At 65.7% G+C, this 21,769-nt stretch carries 19 protein-coding genes and 2 pseudogenes; 14 read left to right on the plus strand and 7 right to left on the minus strand.

Annotated elements, in window-relative coordinates:
- Positions 1-84: 84 nt before the first annotated feature.
- Positions 85-267, minus strand: a pseudogene (locus ACYVKA_RS05035) (IS3-like element ISPfr13 family transposase); the annotation flags it as partial.
- Between ACYVKA_RS05035 and ACYVKA_RS05040 the strand changes: the two are divergent.
- The 6 genes and pseudogenes from ACYVKA_RS05040 (at position 266) to ACYVKA_RS05065 (ending at position 6,304) form a co-directional block, all read left to right on the plus strand.
- A complete protein-coding gene (locus ACYVKA_RS05040) occupies positions 266-601 on the plus strand; it encodes a hypothetical protein (protein ID WP_460703492.1) in 336 nt (111 codons plus the stop codon). The pseudogene ACYVKA_RS05035 and the gene ACYVKA_RS05040 sit on opposite strands and share 2 nt — an antisense overlap.
- 64 nt (positions 602-665) lie before the next feature.
- Positions 666-863: pseudogene (locus ACYVKA_RS05045) on the plus strand (IS3 family transposase); the annotation flags it as partial.
- Positions 864-903: 40 nt separating this feature from the next.
- Positions 904-2,784, plus strand: coding sequence for an RHS repeat-associated core domain-containing protein (locus ACYVKA_RS05050; protein WP_460703494.1), 1,881 nt, complete (start codon positions 904-906; stop codon positions 2,782-2,784).
- 3 nt (positions 2,785-2,787) lie between these two features.
- Positions 2,788-3,471, plus strand: a complete 684-nt coding sequence (locus ACYVKA_RS05055; RefSeq protein WP_460703496.1) for a hypothetical protein — start codon at positions 2,788-2,790, stop codon at positions 3,469-3,471.
- A 241-nt stretch (positions 3,472-3,712) separates the two neighbouring features.
- Entirely contained in the window at positions 3,713-4,990 is a 1,278-nt protein-coding gene (locus ACYVKA_RS05060; RefSeq protein ID WP_460703498.1) for an ISL3 family transposase, read from the plus strand.
- A gap of 237 nt (positions 4,991-5,227) precedes the next feature.
- Complete coding sequence (locus tag ACYVKA_RS05065; RefSeq protein WP_460703500.1) at positions 5,228-6,304, plus strand: IS110 family RNA-guided transposase; 1,077 nt, start codon at positions 5,228-5,230, stop codon at positions 6,302-6,304.
- 164 nt (positions 6,305-6,468) lie between these two features.
- Here the strand turns inward: ACYVKA_RS05065 and ACYVKA_RS05070 are convergent, their stop codons facing one another.
- Positions 6,469-6,750 carry a hypothetical protein gene (locus ACYVKA_RS05070; RefSeq protein WP_460703502.1) on the minus strand — a complete coding sequence of 94 codons (282 nt, stop codon included), beginning with the start codon at positions 6,748-6,750 and terminating at the stop codon, positions 6,469-6,471.
- A gap of 418 nt (positions 6,751-7,168) precedes the next feature.
- Between ACYVKA_RS05070 and ACYVKA_RS05075 the strand changes: the two genes are divergently transcribed.
- The 8 genes from ACYVKA_RS05075 to ACYVKA_RS05110 all read left to right on the plus strand — a co-directional run bounded on the left by ACYVKA_RS05075 (position 7,169) and on the right by ACYVKA_RS05110 (position 15,179).
- On the plus strand, positions 7,169-8,881 hold the full coding sequence (locus ACYVKA_RS05075) for an ATP-binding protein (protein ID WP_460703504.1): 1,713 nt from the start codon (positions 7,169-7,171) through the stop codon (positions 8,879-8,881).
- Positions 8,882-8,972: 91 nt separating this feature from the next.
- Positions 8,973-10,271 carry a Fic family protein gene (locus ACYVKA_RS05080; protein WP_460703506.1) on the plus strand — a complete coding sequence of 433 codons (1,299 nt, stop codon included), beginning with the start codon at positions 8,973-8,975 and terminating at the stop codon, positions 10,269-10,271.
- A complete protein-coding gene (locus ACYVKA_RS05085) occupies positions 10,268-10,471 on the plus strand; it encodes a type I restriction-modification system subunit M N-terminal domain-containing protein (RefSeq protein WP_460703508.1) in 204 nt (67 codons plus the stop codon). The genes ACYVKA_RS05080 and ACYVKA_RS05085 overlap by 4 nt, the downstream gene beginning before the upstream one ends.
- Before the next feature lie 35 nt (positions 10,472-10,506).
- A complete protein-coding gene (locus ACYVKA_RS05090) occupies positions 10,507-11,649 on the plus strand; it encodes an HsdM family class I SAM-dependent methyltransferase (RefSeq protein WP_460703735.1) in 1,143 nt (380 codons plus the stop codon).
- A gap of 254 nt (positions 11,650-11,903) precedes the next feature.
- Positions 11,904-13,364 carry a plasmid pRiA4b ORF-3 family protein gene (locus ACYVKA_RS05095; protein ID WP_460703510.1) on the plus strand — a complete coding sequence of 487 codons (1,461 nt, stop codon included), beginning with the start codon at positions 11,904-11,906 and terminating at the stop codon, positions 13,362-13,364.
- Positions 13,361-13,810: a hypothetical protein gene (locus ACYVKA_RS05100; RefSeq protein WP_460703512.1), complete on the plus strand. Its 450-nt coding sequence runs from the start codon at positions 13,361-13,363 to the stop codon at positions 13,808-13,810. The genes ACYVKA_RS05095 and ACYVKA_RS05100 overlap by 4 nt, the downstream gene beginning before the upstream one ends.
- A gap of 451 nt (positions 13,811-14,261) precedes the next feature.
- Positions 14,262-14,510, plus strand: coding sequence for a hypothetical protein (locus tag ACYVKA_RS05105; RefSeq protein ID WP_460703514.1), 249 nt, complete (start codon positions 14,262-14,264; stop codon positions 14,508-14,510).
- A 21-nt stretch (positions 14,511-14,531) separates the two neighbouring features.
- Entirely contained in the window at positions 14,532-15,179 is a 648-nt protein-coding gene (locus ACYVKA_RS05110) for a JAB domain-containing protein (RefSeq protein ID WP_460703516.1), read from the plus strand.
- Here the strand turns inward: ACYVKA_RS05110 and ACYVKA_RS05115 are convergent.
- The 5 genes from ACYVKA_RS05115 to hsdR all read right to left on the minus strand — a co-directional run bounded on the left by ACYVKA_RS05115 (position 15,163) and on the right by hsdR (position 21,741).
- Complete coding sequence (locus tag ACYVKA_RS05115) at positions 15,163-16,299, minus strand: restriction endonuclease subunit S (RefSeq protein WP_460703518.1); 1,137 nt, start codon at positions 16,297-16,299, stop codon at positions 15,163-15,165. The genes ACYVKA_RS05110 and ACYVKA_RS05115 overlap by 17 nt on opposite strands.
- Positions 16,296-17,783, minus strand: coding sequence for a class I SAM-dependent DNA methyltransferase (locus tag ACYVKA_RS05120; protein WP_460703520.1), 1,488 nt, complete (start codon positions 17,781-17,783; stop codon positions 16,296-16,298). Before ACYVKA_RS05120 ends, ACYVKA_RS05115 begins: the two co-directional genes overlap by 4 nt.
- Before the next feature lie 13 nt (positions 17,784-17,796).
- Entirely contained in the window at positions 17,797-18,600 is an 804-nt protein-coding gene (locus ACYVKA_RS05125) for a nucleotidyl transferase AbiEii/AbiGii toxin family protein (RefSeq protein ID WP_460703522.1), read from the minus strand.
- Positions 18,601-18,650: 50 nt separating this feature from the next.
- Positions 18,651-19,241, minus strand: coding sequence for a type IV toxin-antitoxin system AbiEi family antitoxin domain-containing protein (locus ACYVKA_RS05130; RefSeq protein ID WP_460703524.1), 591 nt, complete (start codon positions 19,239-19,241; stop codon positions 18,651-18,653).
- A 61-nt stretch (positions 19,242-19,302) separates the two neighbouring features.
- Complete coding sequence (gene hsdR / locus ACYVKA_RS05135; protein WP_460703526.1) at positions 19,303-21,741, minus strand: EcoAI/FtnUII family type I restriction enzme subunit R; 2,439 nt, start codon at positions 21,739-21,741, stop codon at positions 19,303-19,305.
- Positions 21,742-21,769: the final 28 nt, after the last annotated feature.

Raw genomic sequence — 21,769 nt, forward strand, 5'->3', positions numbered from 1 at the left:
TGCTGGTTGTTGTCTCGGTCATCATGACTCCTCCTGCCCTTGCGGGCGATGGAGCCACTTACACCATTTCCAGGACAGTCCCGTGCCCTGGCGGGTCCCGGCATCGATCTCGGCCTGGTTCACCCACCGGCGCAAGGATTCCTTGCCAACCCCCTCCTGACGGGCCACCGCCTCCAACGCCTTCGACACCGTCGGGTACTCCGCTCGGTGCTCCTGCACCAACCGCACCGCCCGGGCACGGACCTTCTCATCGACAACTTTCGGCATGCTGACATCCTCTCGAACTCACAAGGATGCGGCATCAAACCTGGGGCGCTTCAACGACGGCGTCGACTGGCGCACCACACCGACCATCAAGACCGCACTGGCAGGCGGCCACTGCCTTCGCGCGCCAGCCCAAGGAGCCTGCAGCTACGCCAACATCTGCGAGAACTGCACCAGCTTCCACACCACCCGCACCTACCTGCCCGTCCTCCAAGCCCAACGCGACGACGCCAGAGCCCTCGCCGACGACGCCCAACACCGCGGATGGGACCCCGAAACCGAACGCCACCTCCGCCTGATCAACCGCCTCAACACCCTCATGGACCACATCGCCTGAACAGAGCACCGAAACAGGCCCTGACCAGCCCCGATTAGCCGGATAATGCTTCGACAACGCCGCCGCCGAGGCGTTCTTCTCCTCCCTGGAGTGGGAAGTCCTGTCCCGGCACGAGTTCGACACCCGGGCCCAGGCCCGGGCCGTCGTCATCGACTGGGCCTACGGGTTCTACAACCACCAACGCCGGCACAGCGCCGCTGGCATGATGCCACCGGTCAATTACGAGCAGACCACCGCGACGCCCGTCCCGGACGCCGCGTAGCCGCAAGCCCTCCACGATCTGGGGGGAACCGCAGACGGCCATGACCTACGACACGTGGGGTCGTCAGCTCACCTACACCAACACCCCCGCCGGGCAGCCGGCCGACACAGCGACGACCACCTACGACGCGCTCGGCCAAGTCACCAAGGTGGCCGACAACAACGGCAGCCAGACCTTCACCTACGACGGCACGGATGCCAACGGTCACGCCGAGACCCGTGGCCTGGTCACCAAGACCGAGGTCAGTTCCGGTGGCATCACACACTCGGCGACGGCCGCCTACGACGCCCAGGGCGCCGCGACGGTGGAGAAGCTGCCGGGTGGGATCATTCGTCGGCACTCCTATGACCCGGCCGGTGAGCTGGTCGATTTGACATATTCCGGGAAGGGTACGGATCCGGAGACGGGCGCGGCGGTGGCTGATCAGCAGTGGTTTGGCTGGTCAAGTCGTAGTGATGCTGCGGGCCGGACGGTGCGGGAGTGGTCCACCGATGGCGGGTCGGCCTACACCGCCGCCGAGGGGGCGCGGGCCGTCAGTTCGGATCGCCGGTTCGGTTATGACAAGGCCGGCCGTCTGACCAGGGTTGACGAAACCCTCAACACACAGGCCGGGGCGCCGTTGTGTACGCGTCGTGGGTACAGGTTCGATGTGAATGGCAATCGCACCAGCCAGAGCAGCTCCAGCAACCCGGTTGACTGCGCCGACACTGGAGCGGCGACGGTGACGCGGGCCTACAACCAGGCCGATCAGCCCACCACCGGCGCCAATGGGCAGGGCAGCTACGTGTACGACCCATTGGGTCGTCAGACCAGTATCCCCGCCGCGGACACCATCAAGCCCGCCAACGGGGCGATGAGCTTGGCGTACTACGACTCCGACGCGGCGCAGTCCGTAGCGCAGGGCGATGTGAAGGTCACGTTCACCCTGGATGGTGCCGGCAGGCGCCTGCTGCAGAACACCACCGTCGGACCCGTCATCACACCCAATGTGGTGGCGGGGGCGGTGACGCGACACTACACCGATGCGTCGGACAACCCCGCCTGGACCGTCGACCAGCGTGGCGGCCAGCAGGTGACCACCCGGTTTGCTGGGTTGACCGGGGACGGGATGGGCATCACCTTCACCACGATCAACGGCACCACCACCGCGGAGTTGGCCCTGGCCGGTCTGCGAGGGGATGTGAACGCGACCGTCAAGCTCGACGGCACCAACCCCGCCAACGGGATCGACACCTGGAGTGACTACACCGAATACGGCCAACCCACCACCACCAAGACCGCCACCGCGGGTGGCGCGGCCAGTGCCGGCTACGGCTGGCTCGGAGCCCACGAACGCGCCACCCTCGACGCCCTCGGCATCACCCTGATGGGCGCCCGGTTGTACAACCAGGCCACCGGCCTGTTCACCTCCTTGGACCCCATCTATGGCGGGAACGAGTCACCATATGGGTATCCGAATGACCCCATCAATTCAACAGACATTTCGGGCCAAGGGCGTCTTCGAGACTTCTGGAGGAATCATCGACGGGCGATCATTCGTGAAGCGGCGTTCACTGCCATCGGATTCATCCCGGGTGTCGGGGCTGCAGCATGGGGATACCGCGCTTACCGTGGGTACAAGCTGGCTCGGGGTGGAGTTTATGTTGTGAGAACTGCGAGGGGTGGCAGCTACGTAGGGCAGTCTGGTCATGTTGGACGGAGACTGTCTCGGCACGTTGCGTCTGGCAAGATTACCAAATGGCAGGCGCGAACGGCTCGTGTCTATCGGGTGAAGGGTGGGAAGACACGACGTGAGGTTGCAGAGCAGAGGATGATAAATCGATTGGGTGGTATTCGAAGACTTGATAATCGGGTGAATCCCATTGGCCGGAGGCGCCAGCATTTGATGTCTTATTACCATAGAAACTGGAGAGGACTCTAGTAAATGCCGATCAGAAGAATTGGTGGAGCCAGGTACTGGGTTGTTGAAAATGGCGCCGACGTACGTCTGCCTCGTTTCGCCCCGCGCAACATTCAAGTCGATTCAGATCGACCATTGCCGGATCTGGGGTGGGTGCCGCTATCTACGCGTAAGTTGATGGTGGGAAGTGCTGTGGACGACCTCTCACGTATTCAAGACCTGCGCCATCTGGTAGAGCTGGATATTTTTCCAGGGAGGACGCGGACGCAGGGCTTGGATTTATCTCAACTGAAATCGCTGGAAGTTCTTGCGTCGGGGAGGGGGTTGGTGGACTATTTGACGGTCTGCGCATCTTCTTTGAGATTCCTCCAGGTGGAGGGGGTGGGAAGTCGAGATGAATACGGACATCTCTCTCAGCTTGAAGTGTTGCGGGTCACGCGGCTGAGTCGCAATTTGATGGTCCCGTCTGGTCTTCATGAGCTTGAGCTGACCCATATGACTTGGAGGGGGGGAATTACGGTCCCTTGTCGGCCGGTGCGGCTTGCGCTGGATTCCGTTCACGGCCTGCGTGACTTGGCGGATCTAGGGATCGATCTGGAGGCGGTCGAAAATCTCTACATCGAGAACTGTCCAGAATTGATGCACGCGACAGGGTTGTCGCAGAGGGCGCAAGTTCGTGTTGTGAATGTACCGAATTGGGTGGGCTGAACACGGTTATAACTGGCGTTTGGAGAAGCGGATTTAGGTGGGCATATCAGCAGTGGTTTGGCTGGCCTGCCAAGACTGATGCGGCGGGACCCGACCAGTCGGGCCTACCACGACCGCAAACGGGCTCTTCGCCGTTGCGGTGGGGAGTGAGGGGTTCGGCGGGTTGAGCGGCGGGTGGGGGTCGAGGTCCCCGAGGATCAGGAGCGACCAAGCTGCCCGATTCGTTCTCGAGGACCTCGACGTGTCTCACGCTACGGGGTGCGCCGACGCGCGCACGACCACCGATCCCTGCGCTCGCTGCGATCTTCTGTTCGGGCTCGATGGCGTTCGAGTCGAGCGGGTTGATCGCGACCCGATCACCATGCGGGTGACGGTCTCGACGCCCTGGCAGCTGGCGGGCTGCCCGGACTGCGGGGTCGTCGCGCTCAGCCGCGGCCGGCGGGTGCGGGTGCTGCGCGACGTGCCGCACGGCGACGTTCGGGTCCAGATCGTCTGGCGGCAACGACGTTGGCGCTGCGGCGAGGTCGAGTGCCCGCGGGGGACGTTCGCCGAGCAGGTCCCGACCCTGGTCGCCGCTCGCGGCGTCCTGACCCGCCGCGCGGTGAGGTGGGCGGTCGGGCAGCTGCGCCGCGAGCACGCCACGATCGCTGGGCTCGCCCGCCGGTTGGGGGTCGGCTGGGCGACGCTGTGGCGCGCGGTCAAGCCCGAGCTCGAATGTCTGGCCGGTGACCCGACCAGGTTTGCCGGTGTGACGTCTCTGGGGGTCGATGAGCACATCTGGCACCACGGTGACGTGCGTGAGCGCGGCCCGAAGGAGTTGACCGGGATGGTCGACCTGACCCGTGACCAGGCCGGACGCGTGCACGCCCGGCTCCTGGACCTGGTGCCCGGCCGCTCGAAGAAGGCCTACACCGACTGGCTGCTCGACCGCGGCGTCGACTTCCGCGCGCGGATCGAGGTCGCTGCCCTGGACCCGTTCGGTGGCTACAAGTCCGCGATCGACGCCGAGCTCGCCGACGCCACCGCCGTCCTGGACGCGTTCCACGTCGTCAAGCTCGGCACGCAGGTTGTCGACGAGGTACGCCGCCGAGTCCAGCAGGACACCACCGGGCACCGCGGCCGCAAGGGCGACCCCCTGTTCGGAATCCAGACCATCCTGCGCGCCGGCGCCGAGAACCTCACCGACCGCCAGCTCGCCCGCCTCGAGACCGCGATCTTGGCCGATCCCGCCCACGAGGAGGTCTACGTCGCCTGGCGCTGCGCCCAAGACCTCCGAGCCGCCTACCGCGCGAAGGACACGACCAAGGGCCGTCGCCGCGCCGAGAAGATCCTGGACGCGTTCCACACCTGCCCGATCCCCGAGGTCGCCCGCCTGGGACGCACCCTGCGCCGCTGGCGGCAGGCGTTCTTGGCCTACTTCGACACCGACCGCGCGAACAACGGCGGCACCGAGGCCGTCTGTGAGTCTGGGGGTGGCTGGTCCGGGATCGGCTGGTCAGGATGGTGTTGGTCGTGCTGACGCGGATGTGACCCTCGAAGCTATTGGCCCATCACGGTGGTGCCTTTCCGTTGAATTGTCCATCCCGTCGGCGCGGCCGGCATCGTCCGGCCCACCTCGATGACTTGATCAGGAGACTGTCCAACGTAACGGTTGTGACCCATCACAGATGTGTCTCGAAGTGACCTCTTCCCGAACGATGCCGGCCGCGGGCGACCACCGCCCGCCCATTCACCATCCAGGAGGCCACCGATCACCATGACCATCGTCGCTCACCATCACCCGTTCGTCATTGGCGTGGACACCCACGCCCGCACCCACGCGCTGGCGATCCTTGCCTGTCCCACCGCCGAAGTCGTTGACCAGGCACAATTCCCGACCACCACCGCCGGCCTGCGACGAGCGTTGGCCTGGGTCGGTCGTCGCACCGCTGGAGACCTCAATGTCCTGTGGGTCATTGAGGGCACTGGGACCTATGGGGCACGACTGGCGCACGCCGCCACCGAAACCGGCTACACCGTGGTCGAGGCGCCCCGGATGGACTCCCGCAACAACCGCGGCCTGGGCAAGTCCGACCCGCTCGACGCCCAACGCATCGCCGCTGCAGCGTTGCCGCTGGATCATCTCAAGCTACGCATGCCGCGAGCCGACGACGGCGTCAGAGCTGCGATCAAGGTGCTACTGGCCTCCCGCGACCACATGAGTACCGAACGCACCGCCACCATCAACGCCCTGACCGCGCTGCTTCGCATCGTCGATCTGGGCATCGACGCGCGAGGGCCCCTCAACCACAGCCAGATCACTACCGCATCCACCTGGCGACCCCGCAGCGAAGACCTAGCCTCTGCAACCGCCCGCGGTGAAGCCACACGCCTGGCGAGACGGATCATAGACCTCGACCACGACCTTGCCACCGCGACCAGACGCATCCTCGAACTCCTGCGCATGAGCCCTGCCTCCGTGCTGCTCGAGGAACCAGGGATCGGGCCCATCACCGCGGCCGTCGCATTCACAGCATGGTCGCATCCCGGACGGGTCCGCTCCGAAGCCGCCTTCGCCAGCCTCGCCGGGACAAGCCCGATCCCAGCATCCTCCGGCAACACACAACGTCACCGCATCAACCCCGGCGGGGATCGCCGTCTCAACCAAGCACTCCATATGGCAACGGTCACACGCATGCGCATGGATCCCCGCACTCGCGCCTACGTCGAACGCCGCAGCGCCGAAGGACGAACACCCCGAGAGATCCGCCGCTGTCTCAAGCGCTACCTCGCTCGAAACATCTACCGAAAACTCAACACGGCCGCAGCCAACTGCACCCCGAGCCCTGCTTGACAGACATAGGAGATTCAACGGGCTGATCGAACTCCACCGCCGCATCGCCAGAGGCTTCCGCAACCGCGACAACTACCGACTACGCTGCCTACTCATCGCCGGCGGCCTGGACACCTGATCCACCCCCAAGTCCGAAGAGCCGGCATCACCCGAGTGCCCCGGAGTCAGCCGAGCACAAGTGGCTGGCTGAGACCGTCATACGGATTGCACTCGCGGCAGGACACCTCTCCGCCCAGAAAGAGGTGCGACTGGGAGCTGCCGTCCGAGCAGATGTCTTCGTCCCAGATGTTCCCCGAAGCCGCATCGAAATCCAGCGTGGCCAGACTGACATCCAAGAACGCACGAGGCTGCACCCCGACGTCCTGTGGCTCCTGCGGATGTCGCATGACGACGCGAACACGCGCTGGTTGTTCGACCAGCCATGCGTTCAGGTACGCATTCGCCATTGTTCCTTCGCCATGAACTCGGACCGCTTCTTCACGTCGAGGCCCCTACCCCTACAGATTTTCCTGGAGCAGGTGTGGCGAGGGGAACGGGCCTGGGTCCCCCGAGGTCGGTGTCACAGGACAGCCGGATGGGTCTTGACGAAAGACCTCGCGGCACACGACGAATGGTGCGCATCCCGTGCCCAAGCTGCAGCGACGCAGCCTCCAACCGTCATGACAACCGCTCAGGAGAAGCCGATCAGCACGGACGCCGCTTCGAAGGAGCTCGTCGCAGATGAGCCTGCGCCCGAGGTAGCCGTCGAAGACGAGGCCGAGTGCCGGACTGAGCGCCGCCTGACCAGCTCGACAGAAGACGCGACGGTCCTGTCCGACATGACCATTCCTCATTACAACGTGACTACAATCATGAGCTGTAGTCATGAGAGACAGCAGCGGCATGGACGCCAAGGCGGTCGTTGACGAACTGCGCCGGATTGGCGTCGAGACGGCCAGGACCGAGGTGAAGGCCGCAACTGGTGGCTATCCCACGTCGGTCCGCGAAACCCTGTCAGCCTTCGCCAACACCAACGGCGGTACCGTCCTCCTCGGCGTCGACGACACGTCGCTGCAACCCGTGGACATCGACGCGTCCCGCATCCGTGACGCACTTGCCGGGATGGCGGCCAATGACATGACCCCGCCGGTACGCGGCGAAATCTCCATCGAACAGATCGACGGAGACCACCCGGTCGTCGTCATGGAAGTCCCCGAGCTCGCCTCCGAAGAGAAGCCCTGCTACATCACCACCCGCGGCAAGTACGGGGGTTCCTTCACCCGAGTCGACGAGGGAGACCGTCGGCTCACCGACTATGAAGTGGACAGGCTCACCGAGCAGCGCACCCAGCCCACCTGTGACCGCGAACCCGTGCACGACGCCACCGTGGACGATCTGGACCCCACGGCGGTGGCAGCGCTGATCACCCGCATGCAACAGCGCAAGCCACGAGCCTTCGCGGGCCTGGACACGGAGAGCTGTCTGCGCCGCCTCAACGTCGTCTGCCTCGACCACGGCATTCTCCGCCCCACGCTCGCTGGGCTCCTGACCTTCGGAACCTACCCCCAGCAGTTCCATCCCCAGCTGGGCATGTCCGTGATGGTCCACCCAACCGTCGCCAGCGGCGACACGGGCGCCATGGGAGAGCGTTTCACCGACAATCAGACCGTGGACGGATCCCTCGCAGAAATGGTGGAGCGAGCCCTGGAGATCCTGGTCCGCCATATGTCCAGGGCCTCGGTCGTCGAGGCCCACGGCCGGACCGACCGCCTCGAATACCCGCTGGGGGTGGTGCGCGAATTGCTCGTCAACGCGGTCATGCACCGTGACTACTCCCCAGGAGCCCGCGGCACGCAGGTGCAGGTGGAACTGTTCGCAGACCGGCTCGTGGTGCGCAGCCCCGGCGGCTTCTACGGACCGATCGATCCCACACGCTTCGGTCAGCCCGACGTGTCGTCCTCCCGGAACACCGTGTTGGCCCGGCTCCTCTCCGAGAGCCCCACGTCCGATGGACGCATGCTCGCCGAGAACCGCGGCTCGGGAATCCCCACCATCTTCCGCCAGCTGAACCGAGCCGGGATGCTGCCACCGGACTTCGACGGGAACCTGACCCGCGTCCAGGTAACCGTCCCCCACCACGCCCTGATGACTCCCGAGGTCCTCGACTGGATCTCATCCTTGGGTCAAGAAGGCCTCAGCCAACACCAGACGCAGGCCCTCGCACTCCTGCACGCCGGCCGCCCAGTCCGCAACCAGACACTGCAGAACTGGGGCGCCCACCCCAGCGACGCCACGCGCGCACTGGGAGACCTGGTCCACCGAGGACTGGTCCTGAGAACAGGGGGTCGCCGCGGAGCCCAGTACCTGCTCAACCCCGGCGATGAAGCACCACATCGGCGAAGGGCCCGCACCGACCGGCAGGAAGTGGTGCTGACAGCTCTGGAACGAGAAGGGGAACTGACGTCGCACGCCATCGCCGACCTGCTCGAGGTGTCCTATGTCACAGCGGTGAACGAACTCAATGCCCTGATCGACCAAGGGCTCGTCGAAGCCACTGCGCCTCCCCGCAGCCGCAACAGGCGCTACCGGCCCCGCTAAGGCCGAGACGATCACCACGATGAACAAGAACAGAACTTTAGAGGCGTAAAGTTTCGCCAACTGAGCAGGAAACCAACCTTAGGAGCCAGCGATGGGCACGTGGCACGACGCCGAGTGGGTCAACACCCTCAGCTCTGGCGTCCCGGTACGCGACCGTCGATCCGGCCGATTCCAGTGGTTCCTGCCCGGTCCCTTGTGCGGACTGGCCATCCGCCCGCCCGCCACGCTGGACCATCGGCTGGCCCGGGCCGAACGCGCCGTGCGACAGCTGAACAATGGTCCTGGCGCCGAGGACCTTGCGGGTCTGGCGCGGTTCCTGCTGCGTTCCGAGGCGATCGCATCCTCGCGCATCGAGGGCATCGCTCCCGCAGCGCGGCAGGTTGCCTTCGCCGAGCTTGCCCAGGAGGAGGAGATCCACGGATACAGCGAGCAGGCGCAGCTGGTGGCGCGCAACATGACACTCGTCCGCGAGGCATCCACCCGCCTCGCGTCAGCCGACAGCATCAGGGTCGCCGACATCGAGGAACTCCACACCGCGCTACTCTCCGACGAACCGCGCCACCACGGCCTTCGCACCGTGCAGAACTGGATCGGTGGCTCCAACCACCACCCGCTGGACGCCGACTTCGTACCGCCAGCCCCAGAACACGTTCCCGCCATGATGCAGGACCTCGTCGACTACCTGAACGGGGCGAGCCATTCCCCCCTGGTGCAAGCAGCCCTCGTCCACGCACAGTTCGAGACCATCCACCCGTTCACTGACGGAAACGGCCGTGTCGGCCGCGCCCTCATCCACACCGTGCTCTCGCGCCGAGGCCTGACACCCAGCGCCGTGCTGCCAGTGAGTCTTGTTCTGGCGACCTTTCGTGATGACTACGTTCGCGGCCTCACGAAGTTCCGGCATGACGATCCCCGAGCGGCAGAGCAAGCCACGAATGCGTGGATTGAGGAGTTCACCACGGCAGTGCTCCGCGCGGCCGCCCAGGCCGACGAGCTACGCACCCAAGTCACCGAGCTACGGGACCTATGGGCAGCCCGACTCGACGAGCACCGGTCCAAGTCTGGACGCCAGCGCAGCATGCGCAGCGACTCCTCAACCGGACAGATCCTCACAGACCTGCCCAGCACGCCCGTGCTCACCGTCCAGACGGTCGAGCGTATCCACCGGGTGTCCGCGCCAGCCGCCAACAAGGCGCTCACCGAGTTGGAAGCCGCCGGGATTCTGGAACAGAAGTCGGCCGGCCGTCGGACCCGTGCCTTCGTCGCCACCGAAGTGCTCGACCTGATCACCCACACGGAACGCCGCCTGGCCAGCACCCAGTTCGACACCCGCGTGTCAGCACCCAATCGAGACGTTCCTGCCCGTCCCCAACCCCAGGAGAACCGATGACCGACGCCAAACGCCTCGTCGACAAGCTGTGGGCCTTCTGCGACGTGCTGCGCGACGACGGCGTTGGCGTGCTGGAGTACACCGAGCAGCTCACCTACCTGCTCTTCCTCAAGATGGCCCACGAGCGCGCCACCCGCCCGCTGGCTCCCGAGCAGATCCTGCCCGACGAGCCAAGCTGCAGCGGCTCATCCACGACCTGATCAACAAGGAGAACTGGTCGGCCAGCGGCACCGACATCAACGGCGACGCCTACGAGTCGCTGCTGGCCAGGGGCGCCTCCGACAAGGGGTCGGGCGCCGGCCAGTACTTCACACCCCGCCCCCTGATCCAGGCCATCGTCGACGTCATCGATCCGACGGTGGACGACACCGTCACCGACCCGGCCTGCGGCACCGGCGGCTTCCTGCTGACGGCCCACGAACACGCCTCAAAGCACGCCGCAAGCCTCACCCCCACCCAGAAGCAGCATCTGCGCGAAGGCTTCATCCACGGTGGTGAACTCGTCGACGGCACCGCCCGTCTGGCCGCCATGAACCTGCTGCTGCACGGCGTCGGCAGCTACGACGGCCCCTCCCCCATCGACGTGCGCGACTCGCTGGCCAACGATCCCGGCCGCCGCTGGAGCGTCGTCCTCACGAACCCACCCTTCGGGCGCAAGTCGTCGGTCACCACCTTCTACGGCGACGACGGCGAGACCAGCGAGAACACTGTCATTGAACGGTCCGACTTCGTCGCCACCACCAGCAACAAGCAACTCAACTTCCTGCAGCACATCATGACCATCTTGGAGGTGAACGGGCGCGCCGCCGTCGTCCTGCCAGACAACGTGCTCTTCGAGGGTGGCGCCGGCGAGACCATCCGCAGGAAGCTGGTCGACGACTACGACCTGCACACCATGCTGCGGCTGCCCACCGGCATCTTCTACGCCCAAGGTGTCAAGGCCAATGTCCTCTTCTTCGACCGCAAGAAGGCCAACCCCGGCCAGCACTGGACCGAGAAGCTGTGGGTCTACGACCTGCGCACCAACCAGCACTTCACGCTCAAGCAGAACCCGCTGCAGCGTCGCCACCTGGATGACTTCGTCGCGTGCTACAAGCCGGGAGCGCCCCGCAGCACCCGCACCGAATCCGAGCGCTTCCGCGCCTTCAGCTACGACGAGATCATCGCGCGGGACAAGGCAAATCTGGACATCACCTGGCTGAAGGACGACTCCCTCACGGACCTCGACAGCCTGCCGTCACCCGAGGTGATCGCCCGGGAGATCGTCGAGGACCTCACCGCCGCCCTCGCCGAGTTCGAGGCCGTCGCCTCCGCACTGGAGACACAGCTGGGAGAAACCGAAACCGCCAATCCCAGCGATCCCGTGAAAGCGCTCTGAGCCCGTCGTCCCCTGAGCCCCACGTCCCCTGAGCCTGTCGAAGGGACTCCCGAGGCCCCTCGCCGCACCCGCGGCGGGGGCCTCGTGCTTCCCGGGGAGGCGGCTACCGGCACCGGCGTTCACACACCACGTCCAGAGCAGGGCTTACTGCTAATGGTGCACTCACGACTGCCCACACTGTGAGTTGTGTGAACCCCCGGCCGGACGGGCCGAGCTCCTTGTGCCCTGGGCCGTCCGGATGGTTGGTTGGAGTCATGGCCGAGACATGGGACATCGCAGCATTCATGGCGGCTGCCGGGGCAATCCCGATGCGCAACCGCGTGATCACGCTCCCTGCCCCACCCAGCCGGGCCTCGCTGCTGACCGTGCGCTGCGACCTACGCAGCGCCAAGCCACCCATCTGGCGGCGGCTGGAGCTGCGTGGCGACCTGACCCTGGACGCGGTCCACGACGTCATCATGGCCGCCATGGGGTGGAGCGGTGGCCATCTGCACCGTTTCCTCGGGCCTGGCAGCGATCCCCGGCGCAGCTACTTCCTCACCGAGTTGGACGTCTCCGAGGGCGACGAGGGAACCGAGGAGTGCGCGGTGCGGCTCGACCAAGTGCTCTGCAAGCCTAAGGACCGGATCGTCCACGAGTACGACTTCGGCGATGGCTGGGAGCACGTCATCGTCCTGGAGAAGGTCTCGGCCCTGCCCGATGGAGCTCCGGAGGCCGTCGTGACAGCGGGCCGCGGCGCCTGCCCGCCCGAGGACGTGGGCGGCATCCACACCTGGAATGAACTGGCCGAGCTGCTGCGCCGAGATCCAGACCCACGTCGCATGGCCGATCACGAGCACTTCGAGATGTACGCCGACTGGTTGCCCCCGGACCTGGACCCGGACCACTTCTCGGCCGATGAGGCCAATGAGGCAATCGAGCTGATCGATGCCGATCTTGCGACCCTGCTGGCAAAGGTCGAGGGGCTTGACTCGACGCCGCCCCCGGGGTCCGCTCTGGAAGCACTCTTCGACCTTGCGCTGCCTGCAGACATGCTGGAGCTGTCCAGCCTGTGCGCGCGGGCCTGGAGACTCGCCTCCACGATCGACACATTCCGTATCGCCGCCGTGCTCGAGCCATGGCAGGTGCTGCTCGAGGCGGCGCGTCCCGACGGAATCGCTCTGACAAGCGCTGGATGGATGAAACCTGGGGTCTGCGAACACCTGTGGATGGCCGGCGGCCTGCACCGTTCCGGAATCGGCAAGGGCAACCGGGAGCAGCACACCTCCGAACTGCGCGAACTGCGAGAGTCAGCCATCCAGATGAAGCTGCTGCGCAAGCACAAGGGGCACCTGGTACTCACCCCCTTGGGCCGGCGGGCCGTCGGGGATGCCGACCTGCTCTTGCGCACGATCGCGGGCCAGTACGTGGACCATGGCTCCCCCGCCCAGACCGTGGAGGCGACGTTGGCGCTGCTGCTGGTGGCTGCGACTCCCGAGCACGACGTGTCCACGCACCGTGACCGTTGGGAGTTCACGAGCGTGATCCGCACCGAGGTGGCGCAGTGGATGGATCGACTGGGCTGGCGCCGCAGCGACGGCGGACCGGTGGCCTCCACTGACCTGTGGGTGACCCCCAGGGTCGTGGAGCGTCTGGGACTCGAGCGTTGGACAGAGCATCCCGACCTGGCCACGGCCCGCTCGATGTCCCGCCTCGTCCTGTGGGGACGGCAATGACCGGCGCAGACCTGCCCGCTGACTGGGATGAGTCCGACCTGGACATGCTGGTGATGGCCCTTCGGGACCAGGACATGGACACCCATGACATGGCCGTGGTGTTGGACCGTACGACTGGCCGTGTGCACTTGTGGACGTCCGACACCGGCTTGGACGGCGACGAGTCCATTGACGGTGATGTCCTGGACGAGATGGACGTGACGATCGTCGAGGCGCTGCCGCCCCATGTCTGGTTCGGGCACATGGAGTCCTTCGTCGGAGGTCTCGCGCCCGGGAGCGCTCGTGACGACTTGGCCCGGGCCCTGCGCGAGCGCAAGCCCTTTCGTCGCTTTCGGGACGTCTTGCACCAACGCCATCCCGACCTCGTCGCCGCGTGGCGGGAGCACGAGGAGGCCTGCCAGCGGGCCGAGGCACTGTCCTGGGTGGACGACGCCCTGGCGGACTGACTCGTCACTTCTGTCAGACCCAGCGCCTAATGTCCACTGCACCGCGACAGGGAGGCGACCTGATGGAAACCCACGACCACTCGAGTGTCACGTTCACCGAGCTCACCCAGTTCCAACGCAAGGGCCGGCAACGTGCCGCCCAGCTCCTGCACGAGTGTGGCCTTGGCAGCGCGCAGGTTCCCCGACCACAGGACGTGGCGAAGATCCAGCAGCAGGCGCGCGCCGCCGGTGTCCCTGCGGACACGGCCAGAAGGCTCCATGAGAACTACGTCGTCGCGACCTTCGGCGACGAGATGGTGGGTGCGGCGCGATTCCACCCCAGCCTCGAATGGCTCCAGCGGATGACCTCTCGTGGCGCGTCGACGGATGAACTGGCAGCTGCCGGGAGGCGTTCGATGCTGGCACACATGGCTGTCCTTCCCAGCACCGGGGGCGAGGGATCGGTGCGAAGTTGCTTGCATTCATCGTTGGCACAGCTCGCACCAATGGCAGCGACCTGCTCTGGGGCTTCGCCGAGGCCAGCAATGCTCCCGATCGGAAACCTACCCGGGAGGAGAACGATCGCCTGCGTGACTTCTACGTGCAGCAGGGATTCACAGTGGGTGGCGGCTCCTTCGACACGCCGCCAGAAATCTATGGACGCGACGCCGCCTTCACGATCACGCATCGGGTGGGCACGTACTTCTGGAAGGTGCTGTGAGCACGGAACATGAGCAAGATCATGAGCACCTCCCAGGACATGCCGCGTGAGCGCTTGCTGTCGCTGGGGTCAGGCGCCCTGTCCGACGCTGAGTTGGTCGCGATCCACCTGGGAACCGGACGGCAGGGGCAGCACGTCCTTACCCTGGCGCGGGAACTGCTGGGCCACTTCGGTGGTGTCGGCGGGCTGTCCAGGGCCGGGGTCGACGAGCTGGCGCGCATCCCCGGGGTGGGGCAGGCAAAAGCGGCCCGCGTGGTCGCGGCCTTCGCGCTTGCCGACCGGGTCGGCGCCCCCGAACGGCCGGTGATGCGGTCATCGGCCGATCTGGCTGCCCTGGCGCAGCCACGGATCGGACGCTCGCGCAGCGAGCAGGTGCTGCTGATCGTCCTCGACGGGGCGAACCGGGTCCGGCAGGTGCTGCCGCTCGCCACGGGTGGCGCGACCAGCAGCGACCTGCCGGTGCGTGAGGCCCTGGCCCTGACGCTGCGTCACGACGGGGTGGCCATGGGCCTGGCCCACAACCACCCCGGCGGCGACCCGACACCCAGCGTGAAGGACGTCGAGACCACCCGCCGCGTGCGAGCCGCCGCGCAGCAGGTGGGCGTGCGTTTCCTCGACCACGTCGTGGTGACCGCCGACGACTGGCGCAGCGTCAGCGCAGCTGGTTGAAGACCCGATTTCGTGCGGCTTCCATCAGGGCCGTTGCCACCTGTTCCTGCCTCGCATCAGTCCGCCCGTCCTCGACGAGAGAGAGCGTTCGCACCAGACGCGACCGATGTTCCTTGTCAGGAACACGGACGACGATGTCCTCGAAGGCGGCCATTGAAAGCGTGCGGTTGCGGTCTGCGGACCCCGGGGAAGCCTGCCCCAGAGCTCGAAGGCCCGCTGGCGAAAGGAGCCATCGCTGCAGGTACTCAATCTCGACATCGCTGACGGCTTGGTATTGCAGGAACCGATTGGACGCAATCCGCCCATTCTCGCTGGACGAGGTGATTGTCACCGCCCCCTCCCACGCCTTGATATTGCTCAGAACCAAGCGATCCGGTGCCAGCGAGAAGTAACGAAGCTTACTCAGACCGCTTGGCGGCACTGCCGGATACTCGATCATTCCTCGCCCAAAGCCGCGGACTCCGATAGCGATGTACTTCTCGGATTCGTCGGGCTCGATGGGTTCGCGATCAAGTTCGACCAAGTCGCGCATCCGGCGTTCCTCGAACTGCCCGAATTGCCAAATGCCTCTTCCGAGAGCACCCCTCAGTTGCTGGCGACGAGCGATGCCATCAACAACCCGTCGCACACTAACTCCAACCGAATCCAGATGGGCGGCGATCCGGCGCTGTTCCGGAAGGTCGGGCAGGGGGAGCTCGATGGACGAAAACGCCGTTGGATGCACCCTCTCTCGACGTGCCCCCACTCCACGTGAGAGCGCGCGCAGCTGAGCATTGAATCGATCACTGGCCAGATAGTGTCGGAGGTATGCACCCTCAACGTCGGGGTCCACCTCGAAAACAGGGAACTCCGGCGACACGAATCGCTCAGCCCCACCCTCGTCCACAACAGTCACGGCGCCTTCGAAGGCCTTGACCTTGCTGTAGACGATGTCACCCTCGTGAAGCTGGGTCATCCGCTCGTACTTGGTGGCACTTCCCTTGATGGGATCCCGAAGAAGCAAACCTCGTCCAAAGCCGAGCACGCCAGCGATGGGGTATGTGGTGTCCGGTTCCAGAACCGTGCGTGTAGCACGAGGGCTCGTCACGGACTTCAAGTGCACCACCCGTACCGGGGTCACAGCTCAAACCCCTTGATCTCGTCCTCCAACTGGCGCAGCAGCCCCAGCAGCTCGGTCTCGGTCTCGATCAACTCGGCCACGAGCTCGGCCGGGGGCCGGTGTGCCAGCTCGTCGGGCTTGTTCGGATTGTGCAGGTCGAGGTTGTAGCCGTTGGCAATGATCTCAGCAGCGGGCACCGACCAGGCGCGCTCATTCGTCTCACGTCCGACTCGCTCGCGGCCACCCCACCACTGGGCGATCGGCTCCAGCTCCTCGAAGGTCATCGGCCTGGTCTTGGTGTACTGCTTGCGCCCCTCAGGCATGGGGTGCTCGTAGAACCACACCTCGTCCTGCTGGGGGCCGAAGTCGAAGAAGAGCACATTGGACGGAATCACCGTGTACGGCGCGAAGACGCCGTTGGGCAGGCGCAGCACGGTGTGCAGGTTGAAGCGGCTCATCAGCTGCTTCTTCACCTCGCCGCCGATGCCCTGGTCGAAGAGCACCGAGTTCGGCACCACGATGCCGCAGCGCCCCTTCCTCTTCTCCAGCCGCGCCATCACAGCCTGGAGGAAGAGCCACACCGTCTCGGCCGTCTTCGGCTTGAAGTTCTCCTGGATGCCCTTCTCCTCCTCGCCGCCGAAGGGCGGGTTGGTGAGGATGACATCCACCCCGTCACGGCGCATGTCGCCCACTGTGTTGGCCAGCGCATTCGTCTGCACCAGGCGCGGCTGGTTGATCTCGTGCAGCAGGAAGTTCATCTGCGCCAGCAGGAAGGGCAGCGACTTCTTCTCCGTCCCGCGCAGCGAACCCTTCACCTGCTCCCGCTGCCTTCCCGTCGTCGCCTGGGCAATCATGTGCTCGAAGGCCTCCACCAGGAAGCCGCCGGTACCCATCGCCGGGTCCATCACCTCCTCCCCCAACTGGGGGTCGACCATCTGTGTGATGAAGCGCACCAGCGGACGGGGCGTGTAGAACTCGCCCGAATCACCGGCGGCGTCACGCATCTCCTTGAGCATCGACTCGTACAGGTGCGCCATGGTGTGCACGTCGTCGGCATTGGCAAAGTCGATCTTCGACACCTGGTCGACGAGTTCGCGCAGCAGGTAGCCGCTGAGCATCCGGTTGCCGACGTGGGCGAAGATCGCCGCCAGCGTGTCCCGGGGATCGCCCGGGTCGCCCGTGCCCTTGAGCTTCTTCAGGTGTGGGATCAGGTCACCGTTGACGAACTCCAACAGTGCGTCACCCGTGGCCCGCTTCTCCCCAATCGCCCAGTCCTGCCAGCGATAGGGCTTCTGGATGGCGGCGACGTAACCCGCCTTGAGGTCGGCGCGCTCGGCCTCCACCTCGTCGAAGGCGCGAAGGAAGAGCAACCAGGCCAGCTGCGGCAGCCGGTCCAGCTCGCCGTTCAGACCCGCGTCCTTGCGCATGATCTGCCGGGACTCCTTGATGATCGCCTGCAGCCGCGCCCGGTTGGTCTGCGGCTTGGTGGAACCAGTTCTTGCCACGGGGAAGTGCCTTTCAGTTCTGCGCGACGAGTGCCGCGCGATAGAGGTCGTGGACACGGGCAAAGGCCGCATCGCAAGTGGTCAGGGACAGGTCAAGCCCACCGATGAGGTGCTCGTAGCGCGCATCCCAGTCCCGAGGAGGAGTGGGGAGTTCATCAGGCGGTGAAGCGCCATCACGCAGCTCGTGGACGCGCAGGATCCGGGAGCGCAGCGCCGACAAATCGGTGAGGAGGCCGGCATCGAACAGCAAGGCCAGATCCACAAGGTCCTTCACCCGCGAGGAGGGCCGGTCACCGGAATAGACGCGGGACATGGCATGGAACTTCTCCGCCGCATGCTGGTGGACGTCGACGGCCAGGATGGACACCGGCCCAGGCCCCAGCGCCGGCACCGGGGGCGGCACCTCGAGAGGCTCCACGGCGTCGGCCACCTCGTCGAACTGGCTGACGATGTCCAGCTTCAGGCTGCTGAACGGGTGCCCATCGACCCGGACGTCCATCGACACCCGCCATGCCGTGTGCGGATCGCCTGGCGCCCGCATCGCCACCGCGGTGACGGGATCGAAGGTGAAGCCGTCATCGTCGTCCGCGCCAGCCAAGAGGCCATCCAACTCGTCCAACAGGGCGTCGGCAGAGTGGACGGCCTCCCGACGGACGAGATCCATGTCCTTCGTGGTCCTCGCCTGGTTGCCCAGGCGCAGCTCAAGGCAGTAGCCGCCCTTCAGGACCCATCCGGCCCCGGCGAAACGGGCGATCAGCCGCTGGAAGGCCAGCTGACGGCGGACGCGGTTGGGGTCATGCCCCTGCTCCTGGGCCACATTGACGATCCGGGCCGAGATCGACTTGAGCCGGTTCGACTGCTGCGGGCTCATCCCAGGGCCCCCAGTGCACGCTCGACACCCAGCGCAGCCACCGCGGGCGCGTCCGCAGCCTGGCGTCGCAGGCGACGCGGCGTCGTGAGACCACGCGCCACGGCCTCGGCCACCGCCGCATCGACGACCTCCTGTGACTGCGCAGCACCGGCCACGTCGAGCAGTGTGCGCTCCACGGTGGTGACGGCGAATCCCTGCCGTTGCTCGATGTCGGAAGCCGCCAGGTCTGCTCGATGGGTGAGGACCACCTCGTCCTTGGCTCGGAAGCCCGGCGGGACGCTCAGATGGACTTTCGCGGGATTGATGTCGGACAGACCGTGGACGGCCAGGGCGCTGTCATGGGAGATGACGCCCCGGCCCCCGCTCCACGCCACCCAGCGCGCATAGACGTCTTCGGGCGCGGCCGGCCACGCTGGCAGCCGGAAGAGTCCGCGATCGACCCGAAGCCAATTGCCGTGGTCCACGTGGTACTTCTGCGCCTGGTAGCTGTAGCCGACCTTTCGCGCCTGTGCGGCCGTGAAGTAACCCGCCTGCGCGAACGCGACCCCGTGCAGCGCACGTCGCATGTCTTGTCGGTCTCCAGGCATGACCCCAGTTTACTAGAAGAATAACTACATCAATACTTTAGTTTTACGAGATGTCAGCACATCAAGATGCAGTTTCCGTGGAGTAGATCCACCTCTGGAGCTCGGAGATGGCATTCCGCCATCCCTCTCCTCCACCGAAGGCCGCAATCACCTGCCGGCGAGAACCCATCTGCGAGAGGGGCGGAAGGTTCAGCACCTCCGGAGAGGTCACCTCGTCGATGCCCGACTGCTCATAGCGAGTCAGCAGTGCCTCAAAGACATTGCGTGCCGCCTCGGTCTGCCGCTCGATCTCCTCGTGATGACGCTTGCGGACCTGACGAGCACGCTCTGCCCTCGTCCGTGTCGGCTGGTTCCAGGCGAGGTGCACCAAGAGGTCGAAGAGATCGACATCACCACCGGACGGGCCGGCCAACTGGTCCACCTCGAGACCGCCCTCGCGCAGGACCGCCACAGCACGTTCACGCTCACGCGGAGACGCCCACAACTGCGCCAGCTCGGACGGTGACGAGGCCAGCCGCTGCACCTGGTGGGCCACATGGCTGCCAAAGCTGGTCAGGCGCAACTGACCCGTCGAGGTGTCAGGCACCTGCAAGGTCTCCGCCAGGATCTCGAAGTCACCGTCCTCCACGACATACCTCGTCCGCGCAGACACACCGTCGTGGCCAGCCGACATTCCGTCCCCAGACGGACCGTCCTGTCCCGAGGTGACCCCCGAGGGGTCATCCACCGTGAACGGCGGCACCGGCTCACCGACACCAGTCGGATCGTCACCCGGATCTGCGGCGACATCGATGACGCATCCGTCACCATCCACGGTCTCGACCGTGGTGTGCTCCGGATAGCCATCGAAGTCGGGATCCTGGAAATGGGCACTGGCGCCGACGAAGTCAATGATCTCGAAGTGCGTCTTGACCTTGTCGGGATACAGACGCGTGCCGCGTCCCACGATCTGCTTGAACTCGACGGCCGATCCCACCGGACGCACGATGACCACATAGCGAAGGTCCTCCACGTCGATGCCCGTCGCCAGGAGCCGCGAGGTGGTCGCCACCAGCGGACTGTCCCGCTCCGGGTCGCTCAAGTCGTCGATCAGGCGCTTGCGATCCTCCTGGTCGGCCGTGATGCGCACCACCCACTCCGGGTCCTCCCGCGTCCAGTCCGGAGCCAGGGCCACCAGGTCGCGGCGCATTCGCTCCGCATGCTCCATGTCGTAGCAGAAGATGATCGCACGCCCGCGCCGCTCACGCAGACGACCCATCACGTACTGCGCCGCAAGACGAGTCCGGGCCAGCAGGCGCACGGTGCGCTCGAAGTCGCGCGTCCCGTACACACCGGGCTCGATGACCTGCCCACTGACGTCCACCTCGTCGGGATCGGGTTCCCAACCCTCTGCATCCGGACTGAGCACCACGCGCCGCACCCTGTACGGCGCGAGGTAGCCGTCCTGGATGCCCTGTCTCAGCGAGTAGGAGAAGACCGGCTCCCCGAAATACCGATAGGTGTCAATCGTCTCGTCCTGCTTGGGAGTGGCGGTGAGTCCCAGCTGCGCAGCCGAAGAGAAGTGCTCGAGGATGCGACGCCAGGACGACGCCTCGTCCGCCGAACCCCGGTGGCACTCGTCGACGATCACCAGGTCGAAGAAGTCCGATGGATAGCTGCGGAAGAGGTCGTCGACGTCGCCGCCCGAGGCCAGCGACTGGTAGGTGGCGAAGATGATGTCGCGTGATGTGCCGGGATTCCCAGCCCCCACGCGATGAATGGGATCCCGACCGAATGCCGTCCCGAAATCCTTGCGGATCGGCTGTTCGACCAGGGCATCCCGATCGGCGAGGTAGAGCACCCGATAGTTGCCCCGCGGGTTGGCGAGCCGATTCCAGGAACGAAGCTTCTGCACGATCTGCATGGCCGTGAAGGTTTTTCCGGTACCCGTGGCCATGAGCAGGAGCAGACGTTTGTCTCCCTGTGCCAGCCTGGTGAGCACCCGGTTGACCGCCACCTGCTGGTACCAGCGGGGCCGCACCACGACACCCGCAGCCGTGCGCTTGTTCCGGTTGAACGGCTGCTGCAGCATCAGCACCTGTTCCTCGTCGAGCCCCGCCCAGGCGAGGTAGTCCGCCAAAGCCTCCGCAGGGGTACGAAACCCCTCCACGTCACGCTCTTCGCCGGTTTCCAGATTCATCTCGACGGTAGAGCGCCCATTGCTGGTGTAGGCGAGCGGAGTGTCCAGCTGCTGCGCATAGCGCAGCGCCTGCCCCTGGCCCTCGCGCGCCTCGCGGTAGTAGCGCTTGGCCTCCACCACGGCCACCGGCAGTCCCGGGACGATCTCGAGGACATAGTCCACGCGGCCGTCACCCAGCTCACGCTCAACCCCACCGGTCGTCAGCACCCTGCGAGCCTCTACAGGGAACTCCGAAATGATCTGGTCTTCGCGCCACCCAGCCCGCTTCAGTGCGGGAATGATGATCTCGCGGCACGTGTCCTTCTCCAGCGGATTCGGCATGCCGTCATGATGACACCCGCAACTGACA

This window comes from Luteococcus sediminum, assembly GCF_054783495.1.

Coding starts and splice junctions, on each gene's coding strand:
- ACYVKA_RS05040 (WP_460703492.1), top strand. CDS start 266: ATGCTGACATCCTCTCGAACTCACAAGGATGCGGCATCAAACCTGGGG.
- ACYVKA_RS05050 (WP_460703494.1), top strand. CDS start 904: ATGACCTACGACACGTGGGGTCGTCAGCTCACCTACACCAACACCCCC.
- ACYVKA_RS05055 (WP_460703496.1), top strand. CDS start 2,788: ATGCCGATCAGAAGAATTGGTGGAGCCAGGTACTGGGTTGTTGAAAAT.
- ACYVKA_RS05065 (WP_460703500.1), top strand. CDS start 5,228: ATGACCATCGTCGCTCACCATCACCCGTTCGTCATTGGCGTGGACACC.
- ACYVKA_RS05070 (WP_460703502.1), bottom strand. CDS start 6,750: ATGGCGAATGCGTACCTGAACGCATGGCTGGTCGAACAACCAGCGCGT.
- ACYVKA_RS05075 (WP_460703504.1), top strand. CDS start 7,169: ATGAGAGACAGCAGCGGCATGGACGCCAAGGCGGTCGTTGACGAACTG.
- ACYVKA_RS05080 (WP_460703506.1), top strand. CDS start 8,973: ATGGGCACGTGGCACGACGCCGAGTGGGTCAACACCCTCAGCTCTGGC.
- ACYVKA_RS05085 (WP_460703508.1), top strand. CDS start 10,268: ATGACCGACGCCAAACGCCTCGTCGACAAGCTGTGGGCCTTCTGCGAC.
- ACYVKA_RS05095 (WP_460703510.1), top strand. CDS start 11,904: ATGGCCGAGACATGGGACATCGCAGCATTCATGGCGGCTGCCGGGGCA.
- ACYVKA_RS05100 (WP_460703512.1), top strand. CDS start 13,361: ATGACCGGCGCAGACCTGCCCGCTGACTGGGATGAGTCCGACCTGGAC.
- ACYVKA_RS05110 (WP_460703516.1), top strand. CDS start 14,532: ATGAGCACCTCCCAGGACATGCCGCGTGAGCGCTTGCTGTCGCTGGGG.
- ACYVKA_RS05130 (WP_460703524.1), bottom strand. CDS start 19,241: ATGCCTGGAGACCGACAAGACATGCGACGTGCGCTGCACGGGGTCGCG.
- hsdR (WP_460703526.1), bottom strand. CDS start 21,741: ATGCCGAATCCGCTGGAGAAGGACACGTGCCGCGAGATCATCATTCCC.